Below are 17,621 nucleotides of genomic sequence, written 5' to 3'. Positions count from 1 at the left end.
GGCTGCGTACCCATACTTGACGCCTCTGCACCGAAAGGCGGGATCATGTCCGATTCCCAGTCCCCGCGGGTGGAAGCCTGCGACCTTTGCATCATCGGAGCCGGCATCGCCGGGCTGAACGCTCTGTTCGCGGCGAGCCGGTACCTGTCGCGGTACCAAAAGGTGATCCTGATCGATCGTCGGCCGCGCCCGGGCGGCATGTGGGTCGACGTGTATTCGTATGTGCGCCTGCATCAACCGCATCCGATGTTCACCGCGGGCAACATCGAGTGGACCCTCGATCGGGACCGCGCTCCTTTGGCGACCAAAAGGGAGGTGCTCGACCACCTTCGGTACTGCGTCGACGTGATCGCCGAACGCGTGCCGGTCGACGAGTACTTCGGCTGGGAATTCGAGTCTCAGGAGGAAGCGAACGGAGTCGTGCGGGCCACCTGTCGGGCTGCTGACGGCCGGATGCTCGTCGTTGAGGCCAAGCGATTGATCAAGGCATTCGGTCTGGCAGTCACGCCCAACCAACCTCTGGACATCTCCAGCAGACGGGTCCATTCGGTGTCGCCCGATTATTGCGACATCCGGGCGGGCGACATCAGGGAAAGCCGTGCGCCGGTGTGGATCATCGGTGGCGGAAAAACCGCGATGGACACCGCTCACGCACTGATTACGGCCTACCCGGGTCGCGAGGTAAATCTGGTCGCCGGCCGAGGAACATTCTTCTCCAGCCGCGACCGGCTCTTGCCGAGTGGCTCCCGGAGGTGGTGGACGGGCACCGTGCCGAGCACTGTTGCCGCACAGCTGAGTCGCCGGTTCGACGGCACGAACGAATCGGAGGTCCAGGATTGGTACCGCGCAACCTACGGCACGTTCTTGACGCCGCAATCGGACAACTTTGTGTTGGGGGTGTTATCGGAGGCGGAGAACGACACGATCTCTGCCGGCCTCAACGACGTCGTCATGGATTATCTCGAAGACGTCGTCGATTGCAACGGCACGACCGAGCTGCTACTCCGAAGCGGATCGACGAAGGCGATCGAGCCGGGCAGCTGGGTGGTCAACTGCACGGGATACCTCAACGCCGCCGATGAATACCCGTACGAGCCCTACGTTTCGCCCAGTGGCGCAATCGTTTCGATCAATGTGCGCTCGGCTGTCCTGCATCTGCCCGCATTCATGGGGTACTTCCTGGGTCATCTGCTGTTCTTGGACAAGCTCAGGGAGATACCGCTTTACGAACTCGACTGGCAGGGACTCAGGGACACGGCGCCGATCGCATTTCCGTATGTGCTTTTCGCGCATGTCCAGCACAACCTCAGCCTGATTTATGAGAACGTCCCAAGAGCTGTGTTCAGGGAGAACGGTCTCGATTTCGATAAGTGGTACCCGCTGCCGCGCCGCCTGCCGGGCCTGACACGGTTCGTGCTGACGCACCGCCGCGAACGCGAGCGGCAGCGCCGTGTTCTCAATACGGTGCGGGAGCGATTCGACATCCGGTGCGGGCCGATTAATGAGCAGCGCGTAACCCGCGCCAAAATGTACCGGTGAGAGCGGCCGAATATGTTGGCACGTCGAATATTTCGTGGTCCCGTTCAGGGGATGAGGATGTAGCTCATTCCCGGTGCCTGTGCGACGCTGCGCGTGTCGAACTGGTGGAAGCCCGTGGTTCGGAATCCGTTGGTCGCGGTGGCCCCGTAACCCATGTTCATTTCGGTGATCGTGAGGTGGTTGCCGTCGACGGCGTCGACCCAGGCGACGTGTCCGACGCCGCCGACGAGTGCGCTGCTGAAGACCACGATCGAGTGGGGCTGCGCATCGTTGCCGACCGTCCAGCCTGCCACTCGGGCTTGGTTAGCCCATTCTTCGGCGTTTCCGGTGAGCGCTTTGATGTAGTAGCCGGTATGGGCGTGAATCTGTTCTTGGGCGCCCCACGTGCAGTACCCCTCGTAGTCGCCGCTAAAGGGGTTGTGGTCGATCGTGCGGCCTACGCTTGCCGCCGGATCTCCGCTGGCCGGCGCCGGAGCCATTGACGCCCCCAGCGAAAGTGCGCTACTCACGGCGACTGCGGCCATAATTGCGCTGCGCTTCATGCGCGTCCTCTCGCCGGCCCATCAACCCGTTACCTTCCTGTTATCGCGGCGAGATCAGAATTCGTTTCACGGTCTCGGCTTCGAGCGGTCAGTCGCCGGTGCGTTCGAATTTCACGGTTTCGTCATACGAGCCCGCACAGCCATCGGTGCCGGTTACCTGCTTGTGGCCGTGTCCGGTCAACAGCGCGATCGGGTCTTGCGGTGGTTGGGGCAAGGGAAATTCCCAATGGAAGGTCGTCGTATCCCTTGTTTCCGATTTTTCGCACGTCCGCTTGGTGTCAAGGTCGAATACCCATTTACCGTTCGAAAAGTGGTAGATGTCGTAGCCAACCCTGCTGATGCAGCGTTCGCCGGTGCGCAGGCAGTCTGTCGAAACAAGGGGTTCCCAGGTGCCCGTTTTGTGAGTGTCGAGCGGCGTCTGCGTCGCGTGGTAGCGGCCGTGGAATGCGGTGGCCGCGGACCCGACAGGTGCCGGTTGGCTGGCCGGGTCCGGAAGCGTGTTGACATCGACGTCGCCGATCCGGGTAAAGGTGACGGTGCGCTCGGTCTCGCACTCAGGGGGCCCCGTTGCACGGTACTGGCCGCCGATTGTTCCGTCGGGACGCTGTTGAAGCGTGATGACCGTCCAGTATTCGGCGGGGAACTGGCACCCGGTGAAGCCCGACACGCCCGGCGGCGGCGAGGCTACCGGGTATGCGCCGACCGCACGCCACTGCCCGCCAACGTCATCGAAGACAAACGACGACTGCAGGGTGGCCCCGCCCGTGGCCGTCGCCGTTGCCACGCAGCCCGCTGAACCGCATGCCGAACGAACAGACCACTGCCCGGTTGAGGGCGTCCCTCCGTCATCCGGCTTCCCGTTGGTGGCCGAGGGGCCGAAGTCGGCGCGATACACGCCCGTGAACGGCCCGGTGTTAGGAGCTGCGGCGGGCTTTGGGGCATCGCGTGGCTTGTCGGAGGATCCGACGTTGGTGAACGCCATGACAAGTACGACGACGACCGCCGCGGCCGCCGCCACGCCGCCCGCCAGCGCGATCCGGCGGCGTTTCAGGCTTCGTCCGTCCGCAGCGGGTGGCGCCGGAGGCGAGGTGGCGTCGGTCTGTGGACCGAACTGGGTGGGCGCCGTCGAAGACGCGTAAGCGGTCGCCGGCAGGCGGGGATCTGGTGCCCGCATCGTTGCCGGCTGCGCCGCGGCCGTCGGCGTCCCGATGCGGTCGGTGACCGCGTCGCGAGCGGCGTTGGCCAACTCCACCGTGGTCGCATAGCGCTGCTCAGGATCTTTGGCCATGCCGGTCGCGATCACCTCGTCGACCTCTGCGGGCACGTCGGGTTGGGTGGTTGAGGGTCGAGGCGGCGGGGTGTGCAGATGTGCGGTAATCAGGTGCGCCGCTGAACTACCGGGAAAAGGCGGCTGCCCGGTGAGAGATTCATAGAGCACACACGCCAACGAGTAGATGTCGGCGCGGGAGTCTTCGTGCGCGGTGGCGTCCAGACGCTCGGGTGCAATGTATTGGAAGGTGCCAATTGTGTCGCCGGACTTGGTCATTCGTGTTTCTTCGATCGCGCGGGCGATACCGAAGTCGATCAGGTAGGCGAAATCATCGTGGTCCAGCAGGATATTGGAGGGCTTGATGTCGCGGTGCAGCAGCCCAACCCGGTGGGCCGCCTGCAGGGCATTGGCGACCTGCTCGATGATGCGTACCGCGCGTACCGGATCCAACGGCCCGTCGGCCAGGACGCTCTGCAGATCGCGACCCTCGATGAGCCGCATATCGACATAGAGCTGGCCGTCGATTTCGCCGTAGTTATGAATCGGGATGACGTGTGGGTTGTTCAGTCGGGCCGCGGCGTGGGCTTCCCGGCGGAAACGCTGTTGGAACTCCTCATCGTCAGACAAGAACGCGGGCAAGAGTTTGATCGCGACAATGCGATCGGTGCCGGTGTCGTGAGCGCGCCACACCTCGCCCATGCCGCCGCGACCCAACAACTCCACCAAGCGATATCGCCCGAACGGGGTCCCATCCATTTCAGCCTCCCGGCAGCGCACGGTCGAGAACACGATAAATCGGGCGACGGCCTCGTACCCAGGAAATGCAATTCCCGAACCTCGGTGTTTAAGGCCATTCTCATTCCTGGGTCATAGAAAATCGGGTGCGAGGTGCCGGACTCCTCGCGCCTCATCGAAGGCGGAGCGGCCGGATCACTAATTGCGATCCCGTTCGCTACTCAGGAATCATCAAGGCATGTCCGTGGTCCGTGCGGGCCTGGCCGAAGGGTTCTACTTTGGCGAGGACGCTGTGTTGTTGGCCTTGGATGTCGAGGGGTTGAATGCCTTCCTTGTAGCGCTGATTCACGCACAGGAAAAGGGGTCGTCGCGGCTAGACGTCGACGGAACGATTCACGAGTTCCTCATCGAGGGCACTGCGTCCGACATTGAGTTCCATGATGATGACGGCAGAGCGGGTGTGGCACCTCAGCGACGCCAAGGCGCAAGAAATTATCGAGCTGTTGACGGACATGAGTCAGCACCCTGGCAGGGGTCACTATTACGTCGATATGTTCACACCCGCAGGACACTGGTGATTTCGCTCAACGAGTACACCTAGCGGCGGCTGGTGCAGCTACCCCTGCTCGTCAACGTGCTCGGGAACCAGCAGGCTTCCTCCAACACCGTAACGGCCGATCTTCGACTGTATGGAGCGCATTAGCGGTGCCGCCTCGTCGTCGTGAAAGTTGGATCTGAAATCTAGGCCGGAGCCAACTAAGTTGCTCGCCCAGGAAACCTCGGTGAGAAATACCGCGCGAGCCCAGTCAACTTTCGAGAGGGGCTCGCTCCGAGATATAGCCTTTCTGAGTCGGGCGACAAGGGTGTCGAAGCTTGCGCTGTCGGGCAGACCTAGAGCCCGGACCATGACCTCTTGATTGCGGATCGGCCCACCATATTCGTTGAGGCCGTGGGAAAGTAGGTCGCGCTCATCGTCGGTCAGCTCTATGTCGATGAGCTCCGTCGTGGTCATGGAATCAGCCTAACTAGGTGGTGGGGCATCAATGGTGGTCGTCTTCCCACGGTTCTTCGGCGGCGTCGCCAAGCACGTGTGGACCGTGCCAATGCGGGGGTGGTGCCAACGTGGGCCCAAAGGGTGCGCCTGGGCCACCGGGAAGCATTGGTCCTTCCTTAATCGGGGGCGCTGCCGGCTTGGGGGCCGGTTGAGCTGGAACTGGTGGACGCGGGGCGGCAGGTGGCGCCGACTCAGTTGGGGCAGGTCGTGGCGCCGGAAGAGGGCCGTCTGATAGTTGGCCAGGCGGAATGGATGGTTCGCGGGCGACAATTTTTGGCCGATTGTTCTCGTCGCCTAACACATACCCGATACCGTCGTGCGGCTTAAAGACGGTTCCGCAGTCGGGGCCGCCCGGATCACGAATGACAATCACATTATTTTTCGGGTCATACAGCACGGGGGCACCGTCTCGGGCTCGCCCAACTATCAGATCCTTGGGATCGCGCGTGAACATGTTGCGTATGAGGTCGGCAAGCTGATCCTTAGTCATCCCGGAGAACTCAGCCAGGTGCCCGTCGGGCCCACTTGCATGTCCATAGGCGATTTTTTGCGCAGCCCGCATCAGCGGGTCTTCGCTCCACCCACCCGGCGGAGGTTCGGGTTCCGGATTCGGAGCATCTTTGAACGTATGCAGATCAACTGCCTGAATTTTCGGATTGTTGTCGCCCGGCGCGGATGGTGGCTCGTCGAAGGCCACCGCGTTAAGCGGCGCGGCGGCCGCGGTTATTTTGGCGGCGATCTCTTGGTCGTGGGCGGCCAATTGGACAGCGCGCTCTTGGATACGGGCGGCGTACATCTGCGCTTGGGCCTGAGCAGCTGCGCCACCGCGCGTCGGCGTTACCGAGAGGTCTTCTCCCACTACATAGCCGGCGGCACTGGCGTCCTTGACCGAATCCAGCGCACTTTGTTTCGCCGAATAGATGATCTCGGCTCCGCGGTGCGCTATCGCAGCGGATTCGTGGAGGGCATCGGCTAGTCCGCGGACTTTCACGAGATCGGCGAAGGCCCTTGCCTGGGCGGCCTCGGCCGCGGTACCTTCCCACACGGTCCCGCCTGGAGACACCGATGCCCGATGAATCGAGGTAAATGATGTTTCCCAGTGTTGGGCGGTAGTGGTCCAGTCTTTGGCGGCATTTTCGAGGTGAGCGACATCCCAGGCTTGTATCTCCGACAAGCTGGGCGCGCCTACACCAACGACCCCGACCAACGGTCACACCTGCGTGATCGACGCCACGGCGTGTGCGCCGGCGCCATCAGTGGCAATAAACTCACCGTTCGATAGAGCGGCTTTGGTTGCACTTGTCTGGGCGCGCCGCGCCAGGGTGGTGATCACCCCATCGATTGCCGCACATGCGGATCCGACGGCGCCAGAAGTCGCTTGCACTGGTAGTCCGACGCTGGCCGGCGGGGTCGCTGCTATCAAACTCGCCGCCACCGCGCCGCAATGTGCTGCCAGTACCTGCAGCCCTTGATCTCTGACCCGGAGCACATCCGCCACCTCGTTGAGTCTAGAGCTCGCGTGGGAATAGTCGAGTCACTTAGCTACGGATCACGTGGTGCGCCAAGTTCGCGGTGGGGAGTTTGGCTACTTGCATTGCGCCCCAACCTATTTGGATGGAAAGCCCAGTCTGATTCGACTCTTACTTGAGGCAGTTTGCCGCGGTCGTCAGGTCCGCAGACATGTTGCGTTCCATCATCTTGCATGCTGCCGCGCCGAGTTCTTCGTCGATGTGGGCGACGGCGTCCGTGGGAATGACTACCTGAAAATGGCGCACATAGGCATCCAGTGCGCTGTAGAGGATGCACTGCTCGGTGACCTGTCCGGTCAGAACCAACCGCTCGGTGCCGAGGCGATTGAGTAGGTACGCCAGTGACGTCGAATAGAACGCGCTGTGGCGGACCTTGGTCATTAGCCGGCTACCCTTGGCCGGCACGATCGGCTCCACCAGGTCGGGCCGTGCCCCGTGGCATGCGGAGTCGACGATGTCGGCGAACTCGGCGGTGAAGTCGCCGTAGTTGTCGTTGACGTAGATCAAGGCTACGTCGTCGGATTCACGCGCGCGGCGCACCAAATCGGTCAGCGGGTCGATGATCTTGTCGACGTTGGGTATCAGTAGTTCAGCGTCGGGATGCTGATAGCTGTTCATCATGTCGACCACCAAGACTGCGGTATCACTCATGCCGAGGTGATACCCGGCGCATGCTTGTTGACACCGATCAGGCGACAATGGAAGGGCGATGGACTTTTACAACAGCTACCGCCACGGATTTGTCCGGGTTGCCGCGTGCACGCACCACACGACGATCGGCGACCCGGCGGCCAACGCGGCCTCGGTGCTGCGGCTGGCAGCCCAGTGTCACGACGAGGGTGTCGCGCTGGCCGTCTTCCCGGAACTGACGCTGTCCGGGTACTCCATCGAGGACATCGTCCTACAGGACCTATTGCTTGACGATGTCGAAACAGCGCTGGCCGACATCGTCGCCGCATCCAGCGACCTGCTGCCGATCTTGGTGGTCGGCGCTCCGCTGCGCTATCGGCAGCGCATCTACAACACCGCCGTCGTCATCCACCGCGGCGTGGTGCTCGGGGTGGCGCCCAAGTCCTACCTGCCCACCTACCGCGAGTTCTACGAGCACCGCCAGATCGCGCCCGGCGACGACGAGCACGGCATCATCCGGATCGGCGACATCGAGGCGCCGTTTGGGCCCGATCTGCTCTTCGCGGCCTCCGACTATCCCGATTTCGTCCTGCACGTCGAAATCTGCGAGGACATGTTCGTGCCGATTCCGCCCAGCGCGCAAGCGGCGCTGGCTGGAGCGACGGTGCTGGCCAACCTGTCCGGCAGCCCGATCACGATCGGGCGGGCCGAGGACCGTCGGCTGCTGGCTCGCTCGGCGTCGTCGCGATGCCTGGCCGCCTACGTTTACGCTGCCGCGGGCGAGGGCGAATCGACGACCGACCTGGCCTGGGACGGGCAGACGATGATCTTCGAAAACGGGGTGCTGCTGGCCGAATCCGAGCGGTTCCCCAAGGGGGAGCGGCGGTCGGTGGCGGACGTCGACACCGGGCTGCTGCGCTCGGAGCGGCTGCGCATAGGCACTTTCGACGACAACCGGCGCCATCACCGGCCGTTGTCGGACTCGTTCCGGCTCATCGAGTTTCAGCTGGACCCGCCCGTGGGCGACATCGGGCTGAGGCGAACGATCGAGCGTTTCCCATTCGTTCCCGCCGATCCGCAACGGCTGCAACAGGATTGCTACGAGGCCTACAACATCCAGGTCTCGGGCCTCGAACAGCGGCTGCGCGCGCTGAACTATCCCAAGGTCGTCATCGGGATTTCCGGTGGGCTGGATTCGACGCACGCGCTGATTGTCGCCGCGCGGGCGATGGACCGCGAAAACCGGCCGCGCGGCGATATTCTGGCGTTCACCCTGCCGGGGTTTGCGACGGGTGAGCGCACCAAACGCAACGCGATCGAGCTGTGCCGCGCGCTCGGCGTGACTTTCGCCGAGATCGACATCCGCGATACCGCGGCACTGATGCTCAAGGAGATGGATCATCCGTTCTCCCGCGGCGAGAAAGTCTACGACGTCACATTCGAAAACGTCCAGGCCGGATTGCGCACCGACTACCTGTTCCGGCTAGCCAATCAGCGTGGCGGGATCGTGCTGGGCACCGGAGATCTCTCCGAGCTCGGCCTGGGCTGGTCGACCTATGGCGTCGGCGACCAGATGTCGCACTACAACGTCAACGCGGGCGTGCCCAAAACACTGATCCAGCATCTGATCCGCTGGGTCATCAGGTCGGGGGAGTTCGAGTCCGAGGTCGACGAGGTGCTGCAGTCGGTGCTCGACACCGAGATAACTCCTGAACTCGTCCCCACCGGCGAGGAAGAAGAACTGCAGAGCAGCGAGGCCAAGATCGGACCCTATGCGCTGCAAGACTTTTCGCTGTTCCACGTACTACGCTACGGGTTCCGGCCGTCGAAGATCGCGTTCCTGGCCTGGCACGCCTGGACCGACCCCGAGCGGGGCAACTGGCCGCCCGGATTCCCCGAAGACAAGCGACCGTCCTATCAGCTCAAGGAGATCCGGCACTGGCTGCAGGTTTTCGTGCAGCGGTTCTACTCATTCAGTCAGTTCAAACGCTCGGCATTGCCCAACGGCCCCAAGGTGTCCCACGGCGGCGCGCTGTCGCCGCGCGGAGACTGGCGCGCCCCGTCGGACATGTCCGGGCGCATCTGGCTCGAGGAAATCGACCGAGAGGTGCCCGAGGACTAGCGCCGCTCGAAGCCCGCCCGGGTACCGAGCGGGCTGAGCGATTGGAGCTAGGTCCTAGCGCGGCGCCAGCCCTGATATTGCAGCTCCGCGAAGAGCAGCGTGTAGATGCCGGATCCCAAGGTGAGAATCACGCCGGTGGCGGTCAACGGGAAGACATCGGCGAGCACCAGCGCGACGGCGGCCACCGTGTAGAGCAGGTTGCCGAGCACGACGGCCATGCCGACGCGGCGCACCGATGGCAGTGAGGCCAGCCAGAGCACCAGCACGCCGTAACTGATCAAGAAGCCGGCCATGCCGTACTCGAACGCCTTGGTGATGCCGGAGGCCTGGGCCAGGTACCCGGCCAGCGGGACGCCGGCCAGGCCGACCAGGCCGCTGATGGCGGCGTCGGCGCGCATCGCGAGGCGCAGAAATCCGTCGCGAGTCGCGGTGCCGTCAATAGTGGTGGCGGACATGAGGTTCCTTTCTGATTCGGTTACCGATGCTGTTGACGTTGCTCGCAAAGCACTGCCAGATCGACGCCAGGCGCTGCCAGTTGCTGCCAACCGCAGGTCAGCCGGTGTTCGGCGGCCGCTGACGCCTCGCGTTCGGTACCGCGCTGCTACGCGTCAACCGGCTCGCGTTCGTAGCGGAGCGGCCACCTCACTACCTGCCGATTCTGTTGTCGCCGAGCCGCCAGTTGGGTGTCGGCGAGTCAGTCGGCCGTCGAGTTGGAAACGGGCGACGGCCCGGCGATCGCGCACGACGTGCGGCGAGACGCGCCCTAACGAATCAGGCCGACGCCCGGGACGAAGCGGCCGACGGTGGCCGCATAGGCCCGGTACGCGTCACGGTGGGCGCGCAGCAAGTGCGGCTCCTCCACACGGCGGACCTGTAGCTCGACGGTTGCGACGAGCAGGATAAAGCCGGCAAAAGCAACGACATTCGGCGTCGCCAGCGTGACCCCGAAGCCGAACGTGAACATGGCGGTGTAGATCGGGTTGCGCACCTGCCTGAACACACCGGTGTGTACCAAGGTCGTGGTTTCGCGTTCGTCCACCCCGATCCGCCAGGAATCACCCATCTCGAGTTGCGCGTATACGGTCGCGGCGATGCCCAGGATCGCGACCACGATCCCGACGTACTGGATCCATCCGGCGGTCAGTGCACGCAACGGCGCAACCACGTGGCAAAGCTGCAGGATCGGCGCGCTCGCCGCTACCGCCAGTGCGACGGCAAAGCCCGCGCCCGCGACCCATTCCGTCACCCCGCCGCGGATGCGGCGAAAGCCGGTAGATCCCGTGCGGCGATGCTGTAACCAACTGCGCCAACCGAATCCGAAAACCCCGAAAACGGCAAAGAGTGCCAGGGCGACGACGGCGACGCCGTTCATCACGTGGGCCCGGGCATTGCCGCGTCAATGGCGTTGGCATCCGGCGCGCAGTCACCGGCCCCCGGCACAGTTGTCGACAGCGCGGCCGCGGTACAGGCCCGCTCCAACGCAGCCAATCGCTCGGCCCGCCGACCCGGGTCGCGCGGCCAGCTCGCTGCCAGCACTCCGGCAAACACGTCACCGGCACCGGTGGTGTCCACCGGGTGGACCGTGGGCGCGGGTACCCAGAGCTCGTCGTCGGGGCTGACATAGTGGGCGCCGCGGGCACCGAGGGTTGTCACCAAATGATGTGGCCGCCAAGGTAACTCCTCGGTTTCGCTTTCGTTGGCGATCACCACGTCCGCGAGATCCCCCAGTTCGGCGAGTGCGGTTCGCACCTGTTGGCACGGCGACGCGTTGACGATGACGACCGCTCCCGCCGCCTTGGCTTCGCGCGCCGCGGCCACCGCGGTGGCGATCGGGATCTCCAACTGGGTCAACAACACATCGCTGTCGGTGATCACCCGGGTGGCCGTCGTGCTCAGGGTGAGCTGTCCGTTGGCACCCGGCGCCACCACGATGGTGTTCTCGGCGCTGGTATCCACCACGATGATCGCCGTGCCACTGGGACCGGGGACGGCCACCGTCGCGTCCAGCCCAACGCCGTTGGCCACCAGATGCCCCCGCAAGCCTGCGGCCGCGGCGTCGTCGCCGAGCGCCCCGACGAATTGCACGTGCGCGCCCGCGCGTGCCGCGGCCACGGCCTGGTTGCCGCCTTTGCCGCCGGGTGCGTAACTGAGCGATGACGCGAGCACCGTCTCGCCCGGGCGGGGAAGCGCGGCGACGTCGCAGGTGATGTCAATGTTCACGCTGCCCACCACACAGACCCGAGCCATCTGTTCAACGTTAGTCACGGGTTGCCGGCCTTTTCCACGGCGATCGCAGGCCTCAAACGCCGATTTTGTGATGTCCGCGCGCTAGTGTGCTGCGTGAACAGCGCCTCGTTGGGAAGGGAAGCCAGTGACATCGAGTGAGCTGACCGACGCCGAATCGGCCACCGAATCCATCCCGGCCAACGAGGCAGTGACCCAGGAGGGTGCGTCTCACACGAGTCGCAGGTTTCGGCGCCGGCGTTTCTTGCGGGTTGGCATCCAGTCCAAGCTGTTGATGACGCTGTTGATTTGCAGCATCTTTTCGGTGGCGGTCGTCGGCCTGATCGGGGCCCTCACCGGCCGCAGCGCGCTACGGCAAGTCGAGTCGGAACGGCTGACCGAGTTGCGCGAGTCCCAGAAGCGGCAACTGGATTCGCTGTTCAAGCAGATGACGAACTCGCTCATCGTCTACAGCGGCGGTTTCAGCGTTGTCCAGGCCCTGGAAGCTTTCACCGCCGGCTTCAACCAGTTGGGCAACGCGACAATCACCCCCGCGCAGCAACAGTCGCTCGTCAACTACTACGACAACCAGATGATCAAACCGATCAAACGCATTACCGGCGACACGATCGACATCAATGCCGTGATGCCGAGTTCCAATGCGCAGAAATACCTTCAGGCGAACTACACCGCGCCGCCCAGGACCGGTGCTGACGGGTTGCCCGTCACGGACGCGGGCGACGGCAGCGCCTGGTCGGCGGCTAACGCCCGATTCGACTTCTACATGCGCGGCATCGTCACCCGCTTCGACTATCGAGACGTGCTGTTGCTCGACAACGGCGGCAATGTCGTCTACTCCGTGGCCAAGGGTCCCGACCTGGGTACCAACATCTTCACCGGCCCCTATCGCGAATCCAACTTGCGCGATGCCTACCAAAAAGCCTTGCGGTCCAACGATGTCGATTTCGTCTGGATCACCGACTTCCAGACGTATCAACCGGCGCTGGATGCTCCCACCGGTTGGGTGGTGTCGCCGATCGGCATGAACGGCAAGATCGACGGCGTAATGGCTTGGCCGCTGCCAACTCCGAAGATCAACCGGATCATGACTGCGGACAAACAATGGGAAGCCGCCGGCATGGGGCCGTCGACCGAATCTTACTTGGTGGGTTCCGACGGCCTGATGCGCTCCGATTCCCGACTATTCCTCGAGGATCCGGAGGAATATCGCAAGGAAGCCATCGCGGCCGGAACTCCGCCCGACGTGGTGAACAGGGCGATTCAGTTGGGGACGACGATTCTGGTGCAGCCGGCCGAAACGTCAGGCTTTCGGGCGTCCCAACGCGGGCAGACCGGAACCGTCACCGGCACCGACTACACGGGCAATAACGAGATGGAAGCCTATACCCCATTGAACTTGCCGAATTCCGATCTGCACTGGTCGATTTTGGTGACGCGCGACGACTCGGATGCCTTTGCGCGGCTCGGCAAATTCAGCCAAACGCTGGTCGTAGGCGTCGCATCAATGATCTTCGTCGTGTGTGTCGCCTCGATGCTGCTTGCCCAGATCATGCTGCGACCCGTGCGGCGGCTACAGGCCGGTACCCAGAAGATCAGCTCCGGAGACTACGAGGTCAGCATCCCGGTCACATCGCGCGACGAAATCGGCGACCTCACCCAGGCTTTCAACGAGATGAGCCGGAACCTGGCGATCAAGGACGAGCTGCTCAACGAGCAACGCAAAGAGAACAATCGCCTTCTGCTGGCACTGATGCCCGAGTCGGTGGCGCAACGCTATCGCGAAGGTCAGGAGACCATCGCCCAGAAGCACCAGGACGTCGCCATCATCTTCGCCGATATCGTTGGCCTGGACGAGATTTCGATCGATCTATCCGGCGACGAACTGGTGGGCATCGTCGACGAACTATTCCGCCAGTTCGATTCTGCGGCCGAAGCCCTCGGCGTCGAACGGATTCGCACCTTCCACAACGGCTACCTCGCCAGCTGCGGGGTCGTGACGCCGCGACTGGACAGCATTTATCGAAGCCTTGACTTCGCCTTGGAGATGCGGCAGATCATCGATCGATTCAACAGCCAGACCTCACACGAACTGAAGCTGCGGGTCGGCATCAACACTGGCAACGTGACCAGCGGACTGGTGGGACGATCAAGTCTCGTCTACGACATGTGGGGCGGCGCGGTAAGCCTGGCCTACCAAATGCACAGTGGTGCACCGCAACCCGGCATCTACGTCACCTCCAGTGTGTACGAGGCGATGCGGGATGTCCGGCAGTTCACGCCGGCGGGCACGATCTCGGTCGGTGGACAAGATCAGGCGATCTATCGGCTTTCGGAGCGGTAATGAACACCTTCCATTCATCGTGGTTCTACTGGGCCATCGGCGTCGCGATCGGATTCCCCGTCGCGTTGATCCTGCTGACCGAGCTGCACCACGCACTGCTTCGCCGAAGCAATCGCCTGGCCCGCCAAGTCAGCCTGCTCCGCAACTTTTTACTGCCGCTGGGCGCACTGTTGGTGCTGCTGGTCAACGCCGCACAGGTCTCCGCCGCAGATGGCCTGGTACGCATCCTGTCGACGCTGTTCGGCTTCCTGGTGCTGGTCATGTTGCTGTCCGGGCTCAACGCAACCGTATTCGAGGGCGCGCCCCAAGGCAGCTGGCGCAAACGACTGCCCACGATTTTCCTCGACGTGGCCCGGTTCGCGCTGATCGGTGTGGGGCTGGCCGTCATCTTGTCCGCCATCTGGGGTGTCCGGGTCGGTGGTCTGTTCACCGCGTTGGGTGTGACGTCGGTCGTCCTCGGTTTGATGCTGCAAAACTCCGTCGGCCAGATCGTGTCCGGCCTGTTCATGTTGTTTGAGCAGCCCTTCCGCATCGACGATTGGCTCGATGCGTCCAACGAGCGCGGACGCGTCGTCGAGGTCAACTGGCGGGCCGTGCACATCCAAACCGGCAGCGGGATCCGGGTCGTGCCGAACTCGATGCTGGCCAGTACCTCGTTCACTAATCTCAGCCGTCCGCCCGGCACCCACAAGCTGTCGATCAAGACGAATTTTGCGGCCGCGGATCCGCCGGATCGGGTCTGCGCCATGCTGACGCGTGTCGCCAGCGAGCTGCCGCAGCTCAAGACCGGCAGCGTGCCCCGGTCGGTTCCCGTCGGCAACGGCGAGTACGCGACCAGTCTTGGGCTGAATTCGCCCGCCGAGGATGGCGCCGCGCGATCGACCTTCCTGCGCTGGATCTGGTACGCCGCCCGGCGCGAAGAACTGCACCTCGACGACGCCGACGACGACTACTCGACCAAGGAACGGGTCGAAGACGCGTTGCGAACCGTAGTGGCGCCGGCGTTGCGGCTCAGCGTCGCCGATCAGCAGGCGCTGCATTCCTCGGCGCGAATCGTCCTGTACGGCGCGGACGAAATTGTCGAGTACGCGGGGCAGGTGCCAGCGGGGATGACGTTCGTGATCGCCGGGCGGGTGCAGATGATGGCCACGGCCGAGGACGGGTCGGTCGTGCCGATCAGCACGCTGGAGGCGGGCTCCTTCCTGGGTCTGACCGCGCTCACCCGGCAACCCAACCTCGCCAGCGCGTATGCCCTGGAAGAGGTCACGGCGTTGATCATCGATCGCGACCACCTCGAGCACCTGGTCATGCGTGAACCCTTGCTGCTGCAGGACTTTGGCAACATCCTCGAAGAGCGGCAGAGCAAGGTGCGCCAAGCCGAACGTGGTGAGCGCGTCGGTTGAGCCCGATCGCCACCCAGGCCGCCTTACTTGGCCAGCTCAAGCCCGATACCCTGGATCGATGAGTCTGCAAGCACCATCGCGCCCTGACTTGCGTCAGGAGGTCCACAACGCCGCGCGTCGCGCCCGCGCGGCGTCCCGCGCGCTGGCGTTGTTGCCGACGGTTGCCAAGGACCAAGCGCTGCAGTCCGCGGCCGATGCGATCATCGCCAGCACCCGCCAGATCCTGGCGGCCAACGCCGAGGATCTGAAGGTCGCCCGGTCCGCCGGGACGCCGAACGCGATGCTCGACAGGTTGGCGCTGGACGCCAAGCGCGTGGACGGAATCGCCGCTGGCCTGCACCAGGTCGCGGGCCTGCCCGACCCGGTCGGCGAGGTACTGCGCGGCTACACGCTGCCCAATGGGTTGCAACTGCGCCAGCAGCGGGTTCCGCTCGGCGTGATCGGCATGATCTACGAGGGCCGGCCCAATGTCACCGTTGACGCCTTCGGGCTGGCGCTCAAGTCCGGCAATGCGGTGCTGCTGCGCGGCAGTTCGTCGGCGGCGCGATCCAACCAGGCGCTGGTCGAGGCGTTGCGGGCGTCACTGGTCAGCGAAGACTTGCCCGCCGACACGGTCCAGTTGCTCTCGGCCGACGACCGGTGCACGGTCACGCACCTGATCCAGGCGCGTGGCCTGGTCGACGTGGTGATCCCGCGCGGGGGAGCGAGCCTGATCGACGCGGTAGTCCGCGACGCCCAGGTGCCCACTATTGAGACCGGTGTGGGCAACTGTCACGTCTACGTGGACGGTGGCGCTGACCTGGATGTGGCAGAACGGGTTCTGCTGAACTCCAAGACCCGCCGGCCCAGCGTCTGCAACGCCGCCGAGACCCTGTTGGTGGACGCCGCGATCGCCGGAACCGCGGTGCCCCGGCTGGTGGGCGTCCTGCAAGATGCCGGGGTAACGGTTCATCTCGACGCGGGCGAGGACGACCTGCGTCGCGAGTACCTGTCGATGGACATCGCGGTGGCGGTGGTCGACGGCGTCGACGCCGCGATCGCCCACATCAACGAATACGGCACTGGGCACACTGAGGCCATCGTGACCACCAATATGGCTGCGGCCCAACGATTTTCCGACGGTGTCGATGCGGCCGCCGTGATGGTCAACGCATCGACGTCCTTCACCGACGGCGAGCAATTCGGCTTCGGTGCCGAGATCGGCATCTCGACGCAGAAGCTGCATGCCCGCGGTCCGATGGGCCTGCCCGAACTGACATCGACAAAATGGATCGCATGGGGTGACGGCCAGATTCGTCCGGCCTGACCCCGATCTAGTTTTAGGAGAACTGAGATTGTGAGCGTGCCCGCCCGGCCCACCCCGCTGTTCGCGGACATCAGCGACGTCTCGCGACGGTTGGCCGAGACTGGTTATCTGCCCGACACGGCCACCGCGACCGCCGTGTTCCTCGCCGATCGGCTGGGCAAGCCGCTGCTGGTCGAGGGTCCCGCCGGCGTGGGCAAGACCGAGCTGGCGCGCGCCATCGCGCAGGCCACCGGCTCGGGTCTGGTTCGGCTGCAGTGCTACGAGGGCGTCGACGAGGCTCGCGCACTCTACGAGTGGAACCACGCCAAGCAGATCCTCCGTATTCAGGCCGGCTCGGGCGACTGGGACCAGACCAAGGACGACGTGTTCAGCGAGGAGTTCTTGCTGCAGCGTCCGCTGCTGACGGCGATCCGGCGCACCGAGCCGACGGTGCTGCTGATCGACGAAACCGACAAGGCCGACATCGAAATCGAGGGTCTGCTGCTCGAGGTGCTCTCCGATTTCGCGGTGACCGTCCCGGAGCTGGGCACGATCACCGCCGAGCGAACGCCGCTGGTGGTGCTGACGTCCAACGCCACCCGCGAGCTGTCCGAGGCGCTCAAGCGTCGCTGCCTGTTCCTGCACATCGACTTCCCCACGCCCGACCTGGAACGGCGCATCCTGTTGTCCCGGGTTCCCGAGTTGCCCGCGCATCTCGCCGAGGAGTTGGTGCGCATCATCGGCGTCCTGCGCGGCATGCAGCTCAAGAAGGTGCCGTCCATCGCCGAGACCATCGACTGGGGCCGCACGCTGCTGGCGCTGGGGCTGGACACCATTGACGACGCGGTGGTAGCCCAGACGCTCGGCGTGGTCCTCAAACACCAATCCGACCAGCAACGCGCGGCCGGGGAACTGAGGCTCAATTAA

At 64.1% G+C, this 17,621-nt stretch carries 15 protein-coding genes; 7 read left to right on the top strand and 8 right to left on the bottom strand.

All coding sequences use genetic code 11. The annotated features are described in order from the left end of the window. The first annotated feature begins 45 nt into the window (after window positions 1-45). On the top strand, window positions 46-1,539 hold the full coding sequence (locus MJO58_RS19005; protein ID WP_239720520.1) for an FAD-dependent oxidoreductase: 1,494 nt from the start codon (window positions 46-48) through the stop codon (window positions 1,537-1,539). A gap of 44 nt (window positions 1,540-1,583) precedes the next feature. On the opposite strand, the gene MJO58_RS19000 is transcribed toward MJO58_RS19005, so the two are convergent. Beyond that, on the bottom strand, window positions 1,584-2,048 hold the full coding sequence (locus MJO58_RS19000) for a CHAP domain-containing protein (RefSeq protein WP_259608711.1): 465 nt from the start codon (window positions 2,046-2,048) through the stop codon (window positions 1,584-1,586). Between the two features lie 121 nt (window positions 2,049-2,169). Then, window positions 2,170-4,107 (bottom strand): serine/threonine-protein kinase, encoded by a 1,938-nt coding sequence (locus MJO58_RS18995; protein WP_239720517.1) that lies wholly within the window; start codon window positions 4,105-4,107, stop codon window positions 2,170-2,172. Window positions 4,108-4,324: 217 nt separating this feature from the next. On the opposite strand from MJO58_RS18995, the gene MJO58_RS18990 reads away from it, so the two are divergent. Then, window positions 4,325-4,687: a hypothetical protein gene (locus tag MJO58_RS18990; protein WP_239720516.1), complete on the top strand. Its 363-nt coding sequence runs from the start codon at window positions 4,325-4,327 to the stop codon at window positions 4,685-4,687. 15 nt (window positions 4,688-4,702) lie between these two features. Here the strand turns inward: MJO58_RS18990 and MJO58_RS18985 are convergent, their stop codons facing one another. From MJO58_RS18985 to MJO58_RS18975, 3 genes are all read right to left on the bottom strand, one after another. Beyond that, window positions 4,703-5,098, bottom strand: a complete 396-nt coding sequence (locus tag MJO58_RS18985) for a hypothetical protein (RefSeq protein WP_239720515.1) — start codon at window positions 5,096-5,098, stop codon at window positions 4,703-4,705. Window positions 5,099-5,126: 28 nt separating this feature from the next. Then, on the bottom strand, window positions 5,127-6,314 hold the full coding sequence (locus tag MJO58_RS18980; RefSeq protein WP_239720513.1) for a hypothetical protein: 1,188 nt from the start codon (window positions 6,312-6,314) through the stop codon (window positions 5,127-5,129). A gap of 466 nt (window positions 6,315-6,780) precedes the next feature. After that, a complete protein-coding gene (locus MJO58_RS18975; protein ID WP_239720512.1) occupies window positions 6,781-7,320 on the bottom strand; it encodes a cysteine hydrolase family protein in 540 nt (179 codons plus the stop codon). A 58-nt stretch (window positions 7,321-7,378) separates the two neighbouring features. Here MJO58_RS18975 and MJO58_RS18970 point away from each other — a divergent pair, with 58 nt between their 5' ends. Further along, window positions 7,379-9,421 carry an NAD(+) synthase gene (locus tag MJO58_RS18970; RefSeq protein ID WP_239720511.1) on the top strand — a complete coding sequence of 681 codons (2,043 nt, stop codon included), beginning with the start codon at window positions 7,379-7,381 and terminating at the stop codon, window positions 9,419-9,421. A 47-nt stretch (window positions 9,422-9,468) separates the two neighbouring features. Here MJO58_RS18970 and MJO58_RS18965 read toward each other — a convergent pair whose 3' ends face one another. From MJO58_RS18965 to MJO58_RS18955, 3 genes are all read right to left on the bottom strand, one after another. After that, the gene (locus tag MJO58_RS18965) at window positions 9,469-9,876 is read right to left on the bottom strand and encodes a hypothetical protein (protein WP_239720509.1); all 408 of its coding nucleotides are present in this window, start codon (window positions 9,874-9,876) and stop codon (window positions 9,469-9,471) included. A gap of 308 nt (window positions 9,877-10,184) precedes the next feature. Then, window positions 10,185-10,793 (bottom strand): methyltransferase family protein, encoded by a 609-nt coding sequence (locus tag MJO58_RS18960; RefSeq protein WP_239720507.1) that lies wholly within the window; start codon window positions 10,791-10,793, stop codon window positions 10,185-10,187. Beyond that, entirely contained in the window at window positions 10,793-11,668 is an 876-nt protein-coding gene (locus MJO58_RS18955; RefSeq protein ID WP_239720506.1) for a PfkB family carbohydrate kinase, read from the bottom strand. The genes MJO58_RS18960 and MJO58_RS18955 overlap by 1 nt, the downstream gene beginning before the upstream one ends. Before the next feature lie 124 nt (window positions 11,669-11,792). On the opposite strand from MJO58_RS18955, the gene MJO58_RS18950 reads away from it, so the two are divergent. The 4 genes from MJO58_RS18950 to MJO58_RS18935 are packed head-to-tail and all read left to right on the top strand — an operon-like array spanning window position 11,793 to window position 17,621. After that, window positions 11,793-14,006: an adenylate/guanylate cyclase domain-containing protein gene (locus MJO58_RS18950; protein WP_239720505.1), complete on the top strand. Its 2,214-nt coding sequence runs from the start codon at window positions 11,793-11,795 to the stop codon at window positions 14,004-14,006. Then, window positions 14,006-15,409 carry a mechanosensitive ion channel domain-containing protein gene (locus MJO58_RS18945; protein ID WP_239720503.1) on the top strand — a complete coding sequence of 468 codons (1,404 nt, stop codon included), beginning with the start codon at window positions 14,006-14,008 and terminating at the stop codon, window positions 15,407-15,409. Before MJO58_RS18950 ends, MJO58_RS18945 begins: the two co-directional genes overlap by 1 nt. A 58-nt stretch (window positions 15,410-15,467) precedes the next feature. Next, window positions 15,468-16,715, top strand: a complete 1,248-nt coding sequence (locus MJO58_RS18940; RefSeq protein WP_239720501.1) for a glutamate-5-semialdehyde dehydrogenase — start codon at window positions 15,468-15,470, stop codon at window positions 16,713-16,715. Between the two features lie 30 nt (window positions 16,716-16,745). Further along, window positions 16,746-17,621 carry an AAA family ATPase gene (locus MJO58_RS18935; protein ID WP_239720499.1) on the top strand — a complete coding sequence of 292 codons (876 nt, stop codon included), beginning with the start codon at window positions 16,746-16,748 and terminating at the stop codon, window positions 17,619-17,621.

This window comes from Mycobacterium lentiflavum (assembly GCF_022374895.2).
Classification (GTDB): Bacteria; Actinomycetota; Actinomycetes; order Mycobacteriales; family Mycobacteriaceae; genus Mycobacterium; species Mycobacterium lentiflavum.
This window is presented reverse-complemented; position numbering and strand designations above follow the sequence as displayed.